The 15591-nt window shown below is 60.6% G+C and carries 15 protein-coding genes; 6 read left to right on the top strand and 9 right to left on the bottom strand.

Annotated features, from left to right (window positions below):
* Nucleotides 1-42: 42 nt before the first annotated feature.
* Nucleotides 43-510 (top strand): TIGR02444 family protein, encoded by a 468-nt coding sequence (locus tag DBP26_RS04030; protein ID WP_108236144.1) that lies wholly within the window; start codon nucleotides 43-45, stop codon nucleotides 508-510.
* Here the strand turns inward: DBP26_RS04030 and DBP26_RS04025 are convergent.
* Nucleotides 507-1583, bottom strand: coding sequence for an AlgP family protein (locus DBP26_RS04025; protein WP_108236145.1), 1077 nt, complete (start codon nucleotides 1581-1583; stop codon nucleotides 507-509). The two genes, DBP26_RS04030 and DBP26_RS04025, sit on opposite strands and share 4 nt — an antisense overlap.
* Nucleotides 1584-1764: 181 nt before the next feature.
* On the opposite strand from DBP26_RS04025, the gene DBP26_RS04020 reads away from it, so the two are divergent.
* A complete protein-coding gene (locus DBP26_RS04020; RefSeq protein ID WP_108236146.1) occupies nucleotides 1765-2442 on the top strand; it encodes an FKBP-type peptidyl-prolyl cis-trans isomerase in 678 nt (225 codons plus the stop codon).
* 79 nt (nucleotides 2443-2521) lie between these two features.
* On the opposite strand, the gene rsd is transcribed toward DBP26_RS04020, so the two are convergent.
* From rsd to DBP26_RS03980, 8 genes are all read right to left on the bottom strand, one after another.
* Nucleotides 2522-2980: a sigma D regulator gene (gene rsd, locus DBP26_RS04015; RefSeq protein ID WP_108236147.1), complete on the bottom strand. Its 459-nt coding sequence runs from the start codon at nucleotides 2978-2980 to the stop codon at nucleotides 2522-2524.
* 184 nt (nucleotides 2981-3164) lie between these two features.
* Complete coding sequence (locus DBP26_RS04010; RefSeq protein WP_108236148.1) at nucleotides 3165-3692, bottom strand: disulfide bond formation protein B; 528 nt, start codon at nucleotides 3690-3692, stop codon at nucleotides 3165-3167.
* A 250-nt stretch (nucleotides 3693-3942) separates the two neighbouring features.
* Complete coding sequence (locus tag DBP26_RS04005; protein WP_108236149.1) at nucleotides 3943-5190, bottom strand: heme biosynthesis HemY N-terminal domain-containing protein; 1248 nt, start codon at nucleotides 5188-5190, stop codon at nucleotides 3943-3945.
* Complete coding sequence (locus DBP26_RS04000) at nucleotides 5187-6329, bottom strand: uroporphyrinogen-III C-methyltransferase (protein WP_108236150.1); 1143 nt, start codon at nucleotides 6327-6329, stop codon at nucleotides 5187-5189. The genes DBP26_RS04005 and DBP26_RS04000 overlap by 4 nt, the downstream gene beginning before the upstream one ends.
* Before the next feature lie 48 nt (nucleotides 6330-6377).
* A complete protein-coding gene (locus DBP26_RS03995) occupies nucleotides 6378-7157 on the bottom strand; it encodes a uroporphyrinogen-III synthase (RefSeq protein ID WP_108236151.1) in 780 nt (259 codons plus the stop codon).
* Entirely contained in the window at nucleotides 7154-8095 is a 942-nt protein-coding gene (gene hemC / locus DBP26_RS03990) for a hydroxymethylbilane synthase (protein WP_108236152.1), read from the bottom strand. Before hemC ends, DBP26_RS03995 begins: the two co-directional genes overlap by 4 nt.
* A 300-nt stretch (nucleotides 8096-8395) precedes the next feature.
* The gene (locus tag DBP26_RS03985) at nucleotides 8396-9142 is read right to left on the bottom strand and encodes a LytTR family DNA-binding domain-containing protein (protein ID WP_108236153.1); all 747 of its coding nucleotides are present in this window, start codon (nucleotides 9140-9142) and stop codon (nucleotides 8396-8398) included.
* Nucleotides 9139-10221 (bottom strand): sensor histidine kinase, encoded by a 1083-nt coding sequence (locus DBP26_RS03980; protein WP_108236154.1) that lies wholly within the window; start codon nucleotides 10219-10221, stop codon nucleotides 9139-9141. Before DBP26_RS03980 ends, DBP26_RS03985 begins: the two co-directional genes overlap by 4 nt.
* A gap of 139 nt (nucleotides 10222-10360) precedes the next feature.
* On the opposite strand from DBP26_RS03980, the gene argH reads away from it, so the two are divergent.
* The 4 genes from argH to DBP26_RS03960 all read left to right on the top strand — a co-directional run bounded on the left by argH (nucleotide 10361) and on the right by DBP26_RS03960 (nucleotide 15581).
* A complete protein-coding gene (gene argH, locus DBP26_RS03975; protein ID WP_108236155.1) occupies nucleotides 10361-11755 on the top strand; it encodes an argininosuccinate lyase in 1395 nt (464 codons plus the stop codon).
* Between the two features lie 66 nt (nucleotides 11756-11821).
* On the top strand, nucleotides 11822-12115 hold the full coding sequence (locus DBP26_RS03970) for a hypothetical protein (protein WP_108236156.1): 294 nt from the start codon (nucleotides 11822-11824) through the stop codon (nucleotides 12113-12115).
* Between the two features lie 181 nt (nucleotides 12116-12296).
* Nucleotides 12297-12545 (top strand): TIGR02647 family protein, encoded by a 249-nt coding sequence (locus DBP26_RS03965; protein WP_108236157.1) that lies wholly within the window; start codon nucleotides 12297-12299, stop codon nucleotides 12543-12545.
* Nucleotides 12546-12731: 186 nt separating this feature from the next.
* Complete coding sequence (locus tag DBP26_RS03960) at nucleotides 12732-15581, top strand: class I adenylate cyclase (protein ID WP_108236158.1); 2850 nt, start codon at nucleotides 12732-12734, stop codon at nucleotides 15579-15581.
* The last annotated feature ends 10 nt before the right edge of the window (nucleotides 15582-15591 follow it).

Below are 15591 nucleotides of genomic sequence, written 5' to 3'. Positions count from 1 at the left end.
GCGGCGGAGTCTACCAGCTTCGCCCAAAACAGGTAGATGACGATGCCTTCCGACCTTTGGAGCTTTACCCTTGATTTCTACGCCAGACCCGGCGTTGAGCAGGCCTGCCTCGCGCTACAAACCAATGGGGGCAATGTGTGTGCGCTGTTGTGTGGCGTCTGGCTGGACCAACGGCGCATTCCCTTCGACCCGGAACGCGCCGAAGAAATCAGACAATTGGCGACCCCTTGGCACGACGACGTGGTAGGCCCGCTGAGAGCCATCCGGACGCGATGGAAAGCAGCGGCCGCCGCCGACGAAGAATTGGGCGCGTTACGGGAACGGTTGAAGGGATTGGAGCTGGACGCCGAACGCGAACTGCTGGTCAGGCTGCAGCGACTGGTGCAGAACTGGCCCAGGCAGGACGTGCAGGCAGCGGGGGCGTGGCTGAAGGCGCTGGCGGGAAAAGCGGGGACTCAATCGCCCGACGCGCTGCAAGTGCTGCAACGCGTCGGGCTGGACGCGGCTTAAGAAGCGCTGGTCGAGGACGAGCCGGTCGACGCAGTAGCCGGCGCGGTCGGCGCTGCTGGAGCAGGGGCCGAGGTCGATGCGGCTGGCGCGGGTGCCGCAGGTTTGGCCGCCGAGGCCGCGGGAGTTGAAGGTTTGGCCGACTTTGCCGCAGGCTTGGCAGCAGCAGGCTTGCGGGCAGCTTTTACGGCGGTTTTCGCCGCTGCTGGTTTGGCCGCCGTTTTTGCAGCGCTCGTCTGCTTCGTCACGGGCTTGGCCGCGACTGGCTTGGCCGCTGCGGTGGATGAAGCCTTGGCCGCGGACTTCGCGACTGGCTTGGCCGCGGGCTTGGCAGCAACGGGTGCAGGTTTGGCGGCGGTTTTGGCAGTGGCCGCTTTTGTCGAAGCTTTGGCGGCAGCCGGTGCTTTTACGGTTGGCTTGGCGGATGCCTTGGCGGCCGGTTTGGCCGCAACGGGGGCCTTAGCGGCAGCAGCTCTAGTACCGGCAGTTTTAGCAGCGGGCTTGGCCGCAGCCGTTTTAACAGGCGCTTTACCAGCCAGCTTGGTCGCAACCGGTTTTGCGGCAGCAGGCTTGGCCGCCGCTACTTTTGCAGGTGCCTTTGTCGGTGCTTTCGCCGCGGGCTTGGTTGCCAGCTTCGAAGGCGCCTTGGACGGGGCTTTTGCCGGAGCCTTGGCCGCACGGTCACTCAACGCCTTGGCCACCGCTTCTTTTACACGACCAATGCCTTGCGCCAGCTTAAGGCTCTCCTGTGCATCGCGCTTGAGGTTCTGGATGTACGTGCGGGTTTCGGTTTGACGGTCCTTCAAAGCATCGAGCAGGGCTTCGAGTTCGGCGACGGCGTCTTTGGCTTTGGCCTGTGCCTTGGCCTTACCGGCGCTGGCGGCGTCCTGCAATTTGGTGCGGGACTTGTGCAGTTTTTCTTGCGCCTTACCGCGTTGTTTTTCAAGTTTGGCGAGCAGCTTTTCCGCATCAGCCAGGGCTTGGGAGCAGGCGTCTTCAAGGTGTTCGAGCAAGCTGCTCGAGAGGTGTTGAAGCAAATGCAACGGAGTGTTTACTGGCTTCTTGGTGGCCGACATGACGTTCCTCCTAGCTGATTTGAATGCGGCTCATACTAGACCTCTGCCCGTTACGCCGCTAGGGCATCTTGACACTACAATCTTTGCTCTGTTGCACGGCCCGCAAAATCCTCCCACATCCGCCATCACATTCCCCGTTCGGCACTGGCATAATCGCCACTTCCCAGGCCGGAGAGCATTCATGTCGCGCTACCTGTTTATGTCGTTGTTCCTCTTGGTACCCCTTGCCCACGCGACCGATACCCCGCCCGCCGACAATGCTCATGATCTGGCCTATAGCTTGGGCGCAAGTCTGGGGGAACGCCTGCGCCAGGAGGCTCCGGACCTGCAATTGCCGGCCCTGATCGAAGGTTTGCAGCAGGCGTACCAAAACAAGCCGCTGGCGATCAAGCCCGAGCGCATGGAGCAGATCCTGAGCGACCATGATGCGGCCCTTGCTCAGGCTGAAAATTCAGGCCAGACGGAGCCGCAGACCGAAGCCGCACTCAAGGAGGAACGTCGCTTCATGGAGGCCGAGAAAGCCAAGCCAGGTGTTCGCCAATTGGCCGATGGCATCCTCATGACCGAGCTGACGCCGGGGAGCGGGCCGAAACCGGATATCAATGGCCGCGTTCAGGTGAAGTACGTCGGACGCCTGCCGGACGGCACGATTTTCGACCAGAGCCAGCAGCCCCAATGGTTTCGGCTCGACAGCGTGATCGCAGGCTGGACGACGGCGCTGGCCGACATGCCAGTGGGGGCGAAATGGCGGCTCGTGATTCCATCGGCACAGGCATACGGCGCAGAGGGTGCAGGTGACTTGATCGACCCTTACACACCGTTGGTTTTCGAAATCGAGCTGCTGGCAGTGTCGCAGTGATGCGTGAGGGCACTGCCTTCGCCGTGTGAGCGGCACAAAAAAGGGTGCCACAGGGCACCCTTTTTTGTTAGCGAGCCGCTCAAGCCTGAACGGCGTCCTGTGCCTGGTGCGCGTTGTGCAGCACCTCGATCAGGCAATCTTCGAGTTCGAAGCGTTCGTGTAACAAGCCGCCCAATTCCTTGAATTTTTCTGCGACGCATTTGCCTTCATCGCACAGATCATTGAACGCGAGCAGTTTCTCAGTGATGACGTCGATGCGTGGATAGAGCGTGTCGGCCAGTTCAAGGCCGCGTTGATCGTTAAACGCCTTGGCCTCGCCGGTCAGTTGTTCGTAGATTTCGAAGTGACCGGCCGATGCATAATCGACCAGCCTGCCGCAGAACTCCTGCAGTTGCTTTCGGGTTTCAGACAGCGCTTCGGGCTCTGCGCCCAGCACATCGTAAGCCTGAATCAGTTCGTTGCGCTCCTGCAGCCAACGGTCGATCAGCTTGTGAACCCCACCCCAGCGTTCCTGAGCATTCTGGCAACTTTCCAGCATGATGTTCTCTCTTCCTTTCAGGGCTCCTCGACTCCGGAGCCAAGGGGCGATCCGGCTCGTAGCCTATGAAAACCGGCTTTGAAAAAACGTCGACAGCAGCATGATCCGATGTTGCGTGCGGCCCAGATTATGCCCGCGCGACCAGGCCTTCAAGGTACGCAGTCGATAAAGTTCATACAAGCGTTTAATCCGCATTCCCAGTATTCATTGGCTTCGGCCTACGAAACTCGACGAAAAGGTAGTACAGCGCAAACAGCGTCATGCCTGAAAACGCCAGCAGACTCCACTCGGGCAAACTGATGCCGAACAGCGACCAGTTGATTTCAGAACAGCCAGCATTTCCGGCAATCACCAATGAAAACACCTTCAACCAGGGTTGAGTATCGAGCAGGAACAGCAAGTTCTGGGCGCACGCATCAAGATTCTCAGCCGGCGCCCCCTGCAACCAGACCTGCCGGGCGGCGACCGCCGCACCTGTCAGACTGACCGCAAGGATCAGCCCTGAATAAACGCGCCAGCCGGTATTACCGGGGGCATGCAAGGCGGCAATGAGGCAGGCAGCAGAACAGATCGACAGCAAAACACGCTGAGCCTGACACAAGGGACAAGGGAAGGAGCCCAGGTAATGCTGCAGATAGACAGCCACCCCCACGATCAACGCGCAAGCGAGAAACGCCAGAAAGAACAAAGAGCGCGTGCGAGCCAGATGCATGGAGAATCCGTAACAAAAGACGAGGGCCGTAACGGTAGAGGAAAGCGAGACTCGCTTTCAAGGCAGCCGGAGGAGGACGTTTCCGAGTGCGATTAAGGATCTATTGATTACACCGATGGGAAATTTACTCTAATCACTCGATGAGCAAGGAAGCCTCTTCCGCACTTTTCGGAAAAGCCCTACACGAAGAGGCGACACCATAACAAAAAAGGCCCTGTTTCAGGGCCTTTTCTAAACTGGGTCTGTCGCCTCAAGCGCGAGCAAGGGCCGGTAATGGACGGGCGAGTAAACGTTCGTCCAGCAACCCCAGGCCCTCTTGAAACAGCTGGTTACTTCGCTCTGTTTCGCCCAGCTGCCCTAGCAGGCGAGCCAATTCGGCGCAGGCCTCAGGGTTACGCTGGAGCTTCAGACTGGCATCCAGGTAATCGCGCGCCTTGCCCCATAGACTGTTTTGCAGACACAGACGACCCAGTGTCAGCAGCAAGCCCGGATCATCGGCGTGATGCTTGAGCCAGCCCTCCGCCGTTTGCAGTTGACGCTGGGGATCCTCCCCCCGAACCAGCCCGTACAGCCGTGACAGGTGGCTGTTGTATTCACGTTTGAGCGCGTTGCGTAGCACTTCTTCGGCCTGCGCATCAGCCCCGTGCCGACGCAGTTGGTCCGCGTAGGCAAGGATCAATGCAGGCTCCTGGCGTTGAGCCGACGTCAATTGCTGCCATGCCGCTTCCAACGCAGCCAAACCGGCCGGGCCGACATCACTTTCCGCATCGCGGTAAGCCGCCAACGAAAGATTTTCGCCCCACGCGCGCTTTTCCAGTTCAGCCAGTTCCTGTGCAGGCAGAACCTTGTCCTTGCGCAATTCCGGCATGAGTCGAATCAGCTCGGACCATTGCCCTCGCTGGCGATAGAGCCGTTGCAACTGCCGTAAGACCTGAGGGTTGTGGGGATGTCGCTCGTGCATGGCCTGCAAGGTCGTCAGCGCGCCCTCGCTGTCACCCCGATCCACCTGCAATTGTGCATGGCTCAACGCGATGGCCAGTTCGGCGTGAGGCTGGCGTTCGAGGGCGCGCTCCAAAAGCATGTCGCTGTCTTCGTAGCGGCCTTGCTCGTTCGCCGCCCGCGCGGCACCCAGGTAGTACAGCAATGGCTGGCGTTCAGCCTCGGCTGCACGGTGCAAATGTTTCTGAGCGCTGGCCCAACGGCCTTCCGCGAGGTCCAACTGGCCCTGTTCGATAGCCCTTTGCACACGACGGCTACGGTTGCGGCGCGACCAGGGATTAACGACCCCACCCGAGGTGGTCAACAGCCTGATCACCCCTCGCACAAGCCAGACCAGCAAAACGACGGCGACCAACAAGGCCAGCGCTGCCCACAAGCTCGATTCGTAGCGGAAGGTGTCGTAGGCGATCAGGACATAGCCCGAATGACGAGAAATGGCGAGCCCTGCGCCTGCCGCGATAATGATCAGAATAAAGACGATCAGGTACGCGCGCTTCATGGCTTGCTCCCCGGCTTGGCCTCTTCTGACGGCTGCTCGGCTGCTGCACCTACCGGTTTGTGGCGTTGCTCAAGGTAGGCTTGCAGCGCACTGAGGCTTTGAGTCAGATCCGGCGTCGCTACGGAAACCGGTTGCTTTGCCAGCGCATCCAGTCGCTCACCGAGCGACTTGCTCTGCGGATTATCCTGGTTGAAGTTGGCGTCGAGCACGCTCCGCGCCTCGTTGACGGCTTGGACATACACCTGCTGTTGGCCATTGAGCGCGGCCCATTGAGCCTGCTCGAGCGCCAGACTCAACGCAAGACGAACTTGAGTGAGGCTTTGCCCTGCCAGTAATGGGCGAATGTTCTTGTCAGCATGGAAATCGACGCGGAAGTACTGGGAAATCTTGTCCCACCACTTCGCCCATTCACTGTCTTCGGAGCCATCGGTGAGGCCGAGCAGCGATTCGCCCTTGTCCTTGTATTCCGGAGCAAGGGCATTGAGCTGAGCCGCTTGGTCGCGCAGGGCAGCCAACTGCAGGAAAAGGCCCGTCCGATCAGGCTGGTCGACGCTTTGCAGCGCGGCCATGCTTTTCGCCAACTGCTCGCGGGCGGCATAGGCTCCCGGGTCGTCCTGCTCGCGGAGGATCTCATCGGCCCCCTGGACCAAGGCCTGCGCGCTGCTGATGTCTTGCAGCGCGGACAGACGCAAGCTCGCCAGGCGTAGCAAATGCTCGGCTTCGGCCAAGCGCCAATCCTTGCGGCTGGCGCCCAGCACGGTTTCGAGGCGTTGGCTCAGACGTTGCTGATCTCCCTGCAACTGAGTGACCAGTCGACGACGGTCCTCCAGCTCTTCGGCCGGGGGCAGAGCAGCAAGACGGGCTGCCAACTGCTGCTCGCTCTGTTTGAGGACCTGGGTCTGCGCACCAATGTCCTGCAATTGCCCGGCCTGTTGCTGGTGGCCCGTCTGCATGGCCCTGAGTTGCCATACGCTCCAGCCACCCACCGCCACTCCGGCAGCGCCCAACAGCAAGGCCAGCACAGCCAGCCCGTTGCTTGAGCGGCGGTTGGAGGGTTCTTTTTGCACGGAATCCGGCAACGGCTCGGGTTTGACCACTACCGGTTCTGCGTCATCTTTTGGCAAGACTGTTTCGCTCACGTATCCATCCTTTGCATTTGGGCGTGATCACGTCATCCGACGGGTCGATCATGACGCCGGGGAGACAGGTGCGGGGTACGCCCGCAGCGCTGTCAGCAAGGCCGAAGCGCTGGCGCCACGGCAGTCCACTACGGTTTGGGCGCCGGCTTCACGCGCCAGTTCAGCGACCCGGGGGCTCGGTACGAATAATGGCATCTGCGACAACGCTGCCCAGGCATCGCCTGCCAGTTCACGCAGATGCTGAAAACCTTGTCCACTGCTGACCACCAGCCCGTTCAAGCGTTCCGCCTGCACCATCCCAGGCAACGCAAAAGCCGGGTATTGCGGCAGAAAGCGGCGGTACAACGGGAGGTAATCGACGCTAGCCCCCCGCTCGCGCAAACGATCGGCCAGCCACTCGCGGCCCTCTTCGCCGCGCATGATCAACACTTTGGGGTCGTAAACCGCCGCGAGGGTTTCTTGCAGTTGGGGCAAGTCGAGCAGCGCTTCGCTGTCGTCGCCGCGCTCGGGGAAAAACACTCGCAAGTTGTAGTCATCGAGAATCTGCGCAGTGGCGGCGCCGACGGCAAACCAATGCTGCATCGGCGGCTGCGGCCAGACCTCGTCTACCCATTCCAGACCCAATCGTGCCGCCGGTTTGCTGACGACGATCACGGCACAGTAAGTCGCAAGGTTGTAGACGATGGCGCGCCGTTCTTCGGTCATCGGCAACGGCTCGATTTCCAGCAACGGCAGGCTGGCACTGAACACCCCCGATTCGGCGAGCGTGCGGGCAAGGGCCTGCGACTCATCCGCAGGGCGGGTCAGCAGAAGCCGCCATCCCTTCACGCTTCGTCTGCCTCGCCATAAACCGCTTTCAGGATCTTCGCCGCGCCCTGTTCCAACAGTGCCTCGGCCACCTGAACACCCAACGCCTGAGCGTCGGCTTGCGGAGCACGCCCTTCGGCGTGCAATAACAGGCTGCCTGCCGGATCACCGACCAGTCCGCGCAGCCACAGCTGCTCATCCTCGAGCACGGCATAGCAGGCAATCGGTACCTGGCACCCACCGTTCAAATGCTTGTTCAATGCACGTTCGGCAGTGACACGCACCGCAGTCTCCGCGTGATGCAGAGGAGCCAGCAACGCGTGCAGGTCAATGTCCATGCTGCGGCATTCGATGCCGACCGCACCCTGCCCGCCCGCCGGCAGGCTGTGATCGATGCTGATCGCAGACGTAATACGATCTTCGAAACCCAGCCGGATCAGGCCCGCCGCGGCCAGGATGATGGCGTCGTATTCGCCGGCATCGAGCTTGGCCAACCGGGTGTTCACGTTGCCGCGCAAGAAATGGATGGTCAAATCAGGACGGCGCGCCAGCAGTTGGGCCTGACGGCGCAAGCTGGACGTGCCGACGATGCTGCCGGCAGGCAAGTCGTCGAGGCTGGCGTAGGTGTTGGAGACGAATGCATCGCGGGGGTCTTCACGCTCGCAGATACAGAACAGCCCCAGGCCCTGGGGGAAGTCCATGGGCACGTCCTTCATGGAGTGCACGGCGATGTCCGCTTCATTCTCCAGCAACGCAGTTTCCAGCTCTTTGACGAATAATCCTTTGCCACCGATTTTCGAAAGTGGCGAGTCGAGCAGTTTGTCGCCGCGACTGACCATGGGCACCAGCGTCACGATCAGGCCAGGATGAGCCTGCTCCAGACGAGCCTTGACGTATTCGGCTTGCCACAGCGCCAAAGCGCTTTTGCGGGTAGCGATGCGGATTTCGCGAGGAGACATGGAACGGTCCGTACTGAATGAATGCGCCAGATGATAACAGTTCGGCCCCGTGGGGCCGATGGCTGTCTACGACGCTTCATGATCTCGGATCGTCCGTGCACTGCCATGGGGTGGCGTGTCGCGCGCTCCGACTGTGGGACTCCCCCGTAGGAACGCGCTTGCCCGCGATGGCGGCGTGCCTGTGACAAAATTGCTGACTGACACGATGCGTTCGCGGGCAGGCCCGCTCCTGCTGTACTCAGATCCTCACCATCGCTGCCGCCGACAAGCCGCGCTGCTACGGGAGCAGCGCCAAGCCTGTCAGAGCTGCTGCATCATCTTGCGAACGCCCGCCACATGGCGGCGGCTGACGATCAGCGCATCACCGTTCAGGCCTTTGAGAAACAGTTGGAAGTGGCCCAATGGCGTGCGCTGCAGGCGTTCGATGCGATCACGGGCCACCAGGGCGTTGCGATGAATACGCACGAACCGATCGCCGAATTCGTCTTCCAATGCCTTCAACGGCTCATCGAGCAGCACCTCGCCGTCCTCATGACGCAACGTCACATACTTGTGGTCGGCGATGAAATAGATCACATGGTCCAACGGAATGAGCTCGATGCCCTTACGGGTACGGGCGCTGATGTGGGTGCGCGGGCCGCTGCCGCTCTCGGCAGCCGGACGCGTCATTGCCGCCAGTTGCACCCGATTGGGCCGCTCGGCCTTTTTCAGCGCCTCGAGCAGGTTTTCCGGACGCACCGGCTTGACCAGATAACCCACCGCGCTGACCTGAAAAGCCTCCAGGGCGAACTCGTCATGGGCGGTGCAGAACACCACCGCAGGCGGCGTGTCGCGCTCACACAATTTCGCTGCGACTTGCAGCCCGTCCAGCCCGGGCATGCGGATGTCGAGCAACACCACGTCGGGCTTCAAACTATCGATCAGCGTCAAGGCTTCTTCGCCATTGGTGGCGCTGGGTTCAAGGACCCGGTAGCCCTCCAGGTCGCCGACCAGACGGCTCAGGCGATCGCGGGCTAGGGGTTCGTCATCAACGATCAGGACATTCATATTGCACTGGCTTCCTGCGTGAGTCTCGCACAAGGATAGCGTAGACAGGTGAAGTGACGACCGTCACGGCGTTCCACGCTCAGACTCGCATGGGGCCCAAAAAGTGCCGTGATTCGAGCGCCGATGTTTGCCAAGGCCTGTTGAGTGCCGCTTGAAGTCTGCCGTCGGGCGACTTCGTCATAGGGATTACTGACGCGCAATATGAATACTCCCCGTTCGTAGTCCGCCTCGACTCTGACCACACCGCCTTCGACACGGGGCGCGATGCCATAAATCAACGCGTTCTCAAGTAATGGCTGCAAGGTTAGCTGGGGAATCGGCAAGTCGTCGGGAATTGCGCTGACGTCCCAGTCCAACTGTAGACGCTCGCCAAGTCGATATTGCTCAATCGATAGATATCGTTTAGCCAATTCCAGTTCTTCGCGCCACGTCGTGAGGCCGCCGGGCTTGCCCAGGCTGGCGCGAAACAGGTCCGAGAGGTCCAGCACCGCCTGCTCGGCCTTGGCCGGATCGCTGTTGACCAGGCTCGCAATGCTGTTGAGGGTGTTGAACAGAAAGTGCGGCCGGATGCGCGCTTGCAACGATTCGATCCGGGCACGCAGTTCTGCCTGTTGCTGTTTGCGCCACTGACTCTGCAGGTAAAAGTAGCGCAACATCAGCGCCGACATGATCAGCGCGATCAACGAATAGCGCACATAGCGTTCAACTGGGGCATCAAGGGATGTGGCGCCTGCCGGTTGGCAGTAGTCGGTCACGGCCGTGCACATCAGCGTCACGGTCATCACCAGCAGGCAGCCAGCGGCGCCGGCAACACCCGGCCTGAGCCGTGCGAGCCAAGGGCGCAGACCGCAGAGCAGGCCCGCCGAAAGCAAGACAATCCACTGTACGAACAGCGATATGAGTGCCAGACGCACCCAGTCGAACTGCGGGTACAGCGGTTCGATCAGCACCAGCACGAGGACCAACAGCTCGGCGAGCACGACCAACACCAGCAGCGCTTGGGGCAGGCACAGTTCCGGAAGGAAGAATTCTTTACCGGGTGAAGCGCTCCGGCCCGGTGGATTGCGCTCGTTCTCCATACATTCACTCTCTGCGTACCACTGCGCGCGAGCATGCTGCCGAGCCTAAAAAACCGGCAATCCTGTTATCATCGCCCGCGCCTTTCAAAATCGGCCTCTCTCCATCCGTACAGTCAACAGTAAAGCAGCGAGCGAATCCATGAGCACCGACAAGACCAACCAGTCCTGGGGCGGCCGCTTCAGTGAACCCGTCGACGCCTTCGTCGCACGCTTCACCGCGTCCGTCACGTTCGATCAGCGTCTCTATCGCCACGACATCATGGGCTCGATCGCCCACGCCACGATGCTGGCCAAGGTGGGCGTTCTGACCGATACCGAGCGCGACACCATCATCGACGGCCTGAAGACCATTCAGGGCGAGATCGAAGCGGGCTCGTTCGACTGGCGCGTGGACTTGGAAGACGTGCACATGAACATCGAAGCGCGCCTGACCGACCGCATCGGTATCACCGGCAAAAAACTGCACACCGGCCGCAGCCGCAACGATCAGGTCGCCACCGACATCCGCTTGTGGCTGCGTGACGAGATCGACCTGATCCTCGCAGAGATCACGCGTTTGCAGGAGGGTCTGCTGGGCCTGGCCGAGCGTGAAGCCGACACCATCATGCCTGGCTTCACGCACTTGCAGACCGCGCAACCGGTAACGTTCGGGCATCACATGCTGGCTTGGTTCGAAATGCTCAGCCGTGACCACGAGCGCCTGGTCGATTGCCGCAAACGCACTAACCGCATGCCGCTGGGCAGCGCCGCGCTGGCGGGCACCACCTACCCGATAGACCGCGAATTGACCTGTCAACTGCTGGGCTTCGAAGCCGTCGGCGGCAACTCGCTGGACAGTGTGTCCGACCGCGATTTCGCCATCGAATTCTGCTCGGCCGCCAGCGTCGCGATGATGCACCTGTCGCGCTTCTCCGAAGAACTGGTCCTGTGGACGAGCGCTCAATTCCAGTTCATCGACCTGCCGGACCGCTTCTGCACCGGCAGCTCGATCATGCCGCAAAAGAAAAACCCCGATGTGCCCGAGCTGGTACGTGGCAAAAGCGGCCGAGTGTTCGGCGCGCTGATGGGCCTGTTGACCTTGATGAAAGGCCAGCCTCTGGCCTACAACAAGGACAATCAGGAGGACAAGGAGCCGCTGTTCGACGCCGCCGACACCTTGCGCGATTCGCTGCGTGCCTTTGCCGACATGATCCCCGCCATCAAGCCAAGGCATACGATCATGCGTGAAGCGGCGCTGCGTGGATTCTCGACCGCCACTGACCTGGCTGATTATCTGGTTCGCCGCGGCCTGCCCTTCCGAGACTGCCACGAGATCGTTGGCCACGCCGTGAAATATGGCGTCGAAACCGGCAAGGACCTTGCCGAGATGACACTCGACGAACTTCGGCAATTCAGCGACCAGATCGAACAGGACGTGTTTGCGGTGCTGACGCTGGAGGGCTCGGTCAACGCCCGGAACCACATTGGCGGTACCGCTCCCGCACAAGTGAAGGCCGCTGTAGCGCGCGGCAAGCAATTGCTCGCCAGCCGCTGAGCGATCGATACGGGGGCCATTCCGTCTGAATGGCCCTGATTAAGCTTCAGCACACAGAGAACTGCCATGAGCGATCAAATCGACAACGATGACGAAGCATTTGCCGAGTCGACCCTGATTCAAGCCATTGAGAACCAGATCGAAAGCGGCAACCCACCCGCAGCCAAGGCCACGTTCAACAAACTGACCCTGGTGGGGTACGAGCGTGACGATATCCTCAACATGATGGCCCATGTGTTGGCCGTGGAAATCGACGGCATCCTGGAGGACGATCGCCCCTTCAACACCGAATGGTACGAGCAGGCCCTGCGCGCGCTGCCGGAATTGCCGCCAGGCGTCGCACTGGATGACGAGCAGTAACGCGGTCCATCCGCCTGAAATTCCGCGCGCCAAGGACCATCTGACGACTGGCCAGAGACTTCCTGCAAAACCTCCAGACGCTTACTACACTCCACTTGCCCCGACTGCCAGTCGTTCCACGGGGCGGCCACGCCTGCGATTCCTTCGCCGCGTCTTCCATTACAAAAAGTCTGGAGCACCTATGTCGTTTACCCCTGAATTGGTTGCCGAACTGGAAATCCTGTCGCTGTATAACCTGCGTAATACCCAGGAGGGTCTCAAGGTCCACCATGACGCGACGCCTACCGCGGTGGCCGCCGCCAAGCGGCTGTTCGATAAAGGCCTGACGACCCAGGTCGACGGCGGATACCTCACCAGCCTTGGCCTGGACGCTGCCGAGCATGCCCAATCGCTGCTGATCATTCTGTCCACTCAGCAAGAAGCGGCCTGAGCCCGCCCCATCGCGAAATCTTTATGGACCCCTCGAAATAAAGGTTTCGCGAACCCTACTTTTATAAGATGCTGCGCCGATAGAATTTTGGCGCCAGAAAAAGAAACAGCCGCCTGCAATCGCTGAACCCTTCTTGCCTGCGCCTTGCCCCTTACCCAGCAGTGCCGCCACCCGGCTTGAGTCGAGATGATTCGCAGTTTCGAAATCCGCCCCGATCTGGATGAGGGCATAGACCGCAAGGTCCTCAGCCAGCTGCGCAACCGTTTTCTCACCCTCAACGCAGGGCGGCTCTCTCGCGCCATCGAAGGCCTGTCCACACGCCAGCAGTCAGTGTTGGCACTGCTGCCGCTGTTTTTTCATGTCAATCATCCGTTGCTGCCCGGCTACGTATCGGGTGCCACGCCTGCTGGCGTCTCGCACTACGAACCCGATCCCTCGACGCTGGCCGAAGCCCAGCGGCTCACACGGTCGTTTTCCTATAAGCCACGCCGCGGTAATCCACCTCAGCCCATCCACGGCATTTTCTTGATGGGCAGTCTTGGCACGCTGGCTCAGGCCGATCAAAGCGATATGGATGTGTGGATCTGCCATGACAGCCTTCTGTCGGCAGATGATGTCGCGGAATTGCGTAGAAAATGTCAGGCATTGGAGGCGTGGGCCGCAACCATGGGGGCCGAAGCGCATTTTTTCCTGATCGACCCCGAACGTTTCGTGCAAGGCGAACGCGATGCGCAACTCAGCGGCGAAGATTGCGGAACCACTCAACACTATCTGCTGCTTGACGAGTTTTATCGCACGGCCATCTGGCTGGCGGGTCGGACACCGATCTGGTGGCTGGTGCCCGTCTACGAAGAGTCCCGCTACGCCGAATACACCCACACGCTGCTCTCCAAGCGTTTCATCCGCGAAGACGAAGTGCTCGACCTGGGTAACCTGTCTCACATTCCGCCCGGAGAATTCCTCGGTGCCGGACTCTGGCAACTGTTCAAAGGGATCGAGTCGCCTTACAAATCGGTGCTCAAGCTGCTGCTGACCGAGGCTTATGCCAGCGAGCATCCGCACGTGCAGTGCCTGAGCTTGCGGATGAAGCAAGAGGTATTCGCCAGTCGAGTGGACCTCGACGAGCTCGACCCCTACATGATGGTTTATCGCCGAATCGAGGAGTATCTGCGGGCCCGTGGCGAACCCGAGCGATTGGAGCTGGTGCGCCGGTGCCTGTACCTCAAAGTGAACAAGAAGCTGACGGGCTCGCTTCGTCAGCGCGCCCCTGGCTGGCAGCGTCTGTTGCTGGAGCGGCTGGCCCAGGAGTGGAAGTGGGACGAGCGTCAATTGGCCCTGCTCGACAGCCGCAGTCAGTGGAAAGTCCGACAGGTTGCCAGTGAACGGCGTGCGCTGGTGAGCGAACTCAACTTCAGCTACCGCTTCCTGACGCAGTTCGCACGGACTCAGAACACCGTCAATTCGATCAACAAGCGCGACCTCAATCTGCTGGGGCGTCGCCTCTATGCCGCGTTCGAACGCAAGGCGGGCAAGGTCGAGTTCGTCAACCCGGGCATCGCGCCGGACCTGGCCGAAGACACGCTCACGCTGGTGCAATCACCCAACAAGCGCGAACCGGGCAAATACCAATGGGGCCTGTACAACGGCAACCTGGGTGTCCACGAGTGGGAATCCTTCGCCCCCATCAAGCGCAGCCGTGAACTCCTGGAATTGCTGACGTGGTGCCATCGGAACAACGTGATCGACATCAGTACGCGCCTTGCCCTGCATCCCGGCAACAGCGACCTGACCGAATTCGAACTGTTCAACCTGCAGGGCGCACTGCAACAAATTCTGCCCATGCCACTGGGTCGGGTGTCCGATGAGGCACTGCTGCGCCCCAGCGTGCCCCGCCAGATGCTGCTGCTGGTCAATGTCGGCGTCGATCCGCTCAAGCATCACAAGGACCTGAACATCCTGATGACCACCGAGCGTACCGACTCGTTGAGCTACGCAGGGGTGAGGGAAAATCTGGTGCTGACGTTCGACCAAATCACGCTCAACAGTTGGAACGAGTTGCTGGTCAATCGCTTCGACGGGCCGCATGCGTTGTTCGACTGCCTGACCGAGTTGCTGAACAGCCTGCCTGACGCCTCTCCCCCGCCCGCCATCCACGTCCGTTGCTTCTGCCATAACCGCGCGCCGGCCATCGCGCAACGGGTCGAGGAGCTGGTAAATACTGCCAAGTTGCTGTTGAGCCGACGGCTGAATCATCGCTACCTGATCCAGGTCCAGCATCGTTACCACGTTCTGGAAATGACGCCTGGCCAAGTGGGGCACGTCGCGTTGGACGATCTGGCCGAACTGTATGACTACCTGGCCGAGGAGCTACCGGCCTACAGCCCGATACATCTGGACCCTCAGGCGCTGGATGACAGTGACTTATCGTTGGTGATTCCCCACGGCCAGCCTGAATGCATTCAGGTGTTTTACCGAATCAACGAGCCCAATGCCGACCTCTATGTGTTGGACGAGCACAACGCGCTCTGGCATCAGCGGCTGCCGTACCATGACGAGCCGAGCTTGCTCACGCCGTTGCAGCGCTTCCTGCAATCATTGATGTACCGAAGGGGTGCCCTGCTGCCGCTGGATAACCCCCTCGACCCTTCGGCGCTGGAAACCCTGTATTACCGAATTACGCCGGACGGCGCGGGTCGAGCGCGACGGATCGAGCAACGGCTCGGACCGGTCACACCTACCGACAAGCCCTTCTACGACGTGCAAGCCATCGTCGAAGAAGCGGCCCCAGGGCAAGTCAGCGTTACGCTGTATTGCGACGGAAGAGAGTTTTCGGAGCTTGAATACGGTGAACAGCTTTACAGCGTCGTCGCGCGGCAGATCCTCGACCAGCGCCGCGAACCCCAGCGCTATCGGTGCTACATCACTGACCTGGATCTGTCGGGGTTGCTGGCGGACACACGCGGCGAAACCATCTTGTTCCTGCGCTATAAGGCCGAGCTGGAAAAGTCGCTGAATGCGGCCATGGACGAGGCTTGACGGCGCAACT

It is taken from the genome of Pseudomonas sp. RIT409 (genome assembly GCF_003052515.2).
GTDB lineage: Bacteria > Pseudomonadota > Gammaproteobacteria > Pseudomonadales > Pseudomonadaceae > Aquipseudomonas.
The sequence above is the reverse complement of the archived record's forward strand: the minus strand, read 5'-3'. Positions and strand labels throughout refer to the sequence as shown.

Coding starts and splice junctions, on each gene's coding strand:
- DBP26_RS04020 (WP_108236146.1), top strand. CDS start 1,765: ATGTCGCGCTACCTGTTTATGTCGTTGTTCCTCTTGGTACCCCTTGCC.
- rsd (WP_108236147.1), bottom strand. CDS start 2,980: ATGCTGGAAAGTTGCCAGAATGCTCAGGAACGCTGGGGTGGGGTTCAC.
- DBP26_RS04010 (WP_108236148.1), bottom strand. CDS start 3,692: ATGCATCTGGCTCGCACGCGCTCTTTGTTCTTTCTGGCGTTTCTCGCT.
- DBP26_RS03965 (WP_108236157.1), top strand. CDS start 12,297: ATGTCGTTTACCCCTGAATTGGTTGCCGAACTGGAAATCCTGTCGCTG.
- DBP26_RS03960 (WP_108236158.1), top strand. CDS start 12,732: ATGATTCGCAGTTTCGAAATCCGCCCCGATCTGGATGAGGGCATAGAC.
- DBP26_RS03970 (WP_108236156.1), top strand. CDS start 11,822: ATGAGCGATCAAATCGACAACGATGACGAAGCATTTGCCGAGTCGACC.
- argH (WP_108236155.1), top strand. CDS start 10,361: ATGAGCACCGACAAGACCAACCAGTCCTGGGGCGGCCGCTTCAGTGAA.
- DBP26_RS03985 (WP_108236153.1), bottom strand. CDS start 9,142: ATGAATGTCCTGATCGTTGATGACGAACCCCTAGCCCGCGATCGCCTG.
- DBP26_RS04030 (WP_108236144.1), top strand. CDS start 43: ATGCCTTCCGACCTTTGGAGCTTTACCCTTGATTTCTACGCCAGACCC.
- DBP26_RS03980 (WP_108236154.1), bottom strand. CDS start 10,221: ATGGAGAACGAGCGCAATCCACCGGGCCGGAGCGCTTCACCCGGTAAA.
- DBP26_RS04025 (WP_108236145.1), bottom strand. CDS start 1,583: ATGTCGGCCACCAAGAAGCCAGTAAACACTCCGTTGCATTTGCTTCAA.
- DBP26_RS04005 (WP_108236149.1), bottom strand. CDS start 5,190: ATGAAGCGCGCGTACCTGATCGTCTTTATTCTGATCATTATCGCGGCA.
- hemC (WP_108236152.1), bottom strand. CDS start 8,095: ATGTCTCCTCGCGAAATCCGCATCGCTACCCGCAAAAGCGCTTTGGCG.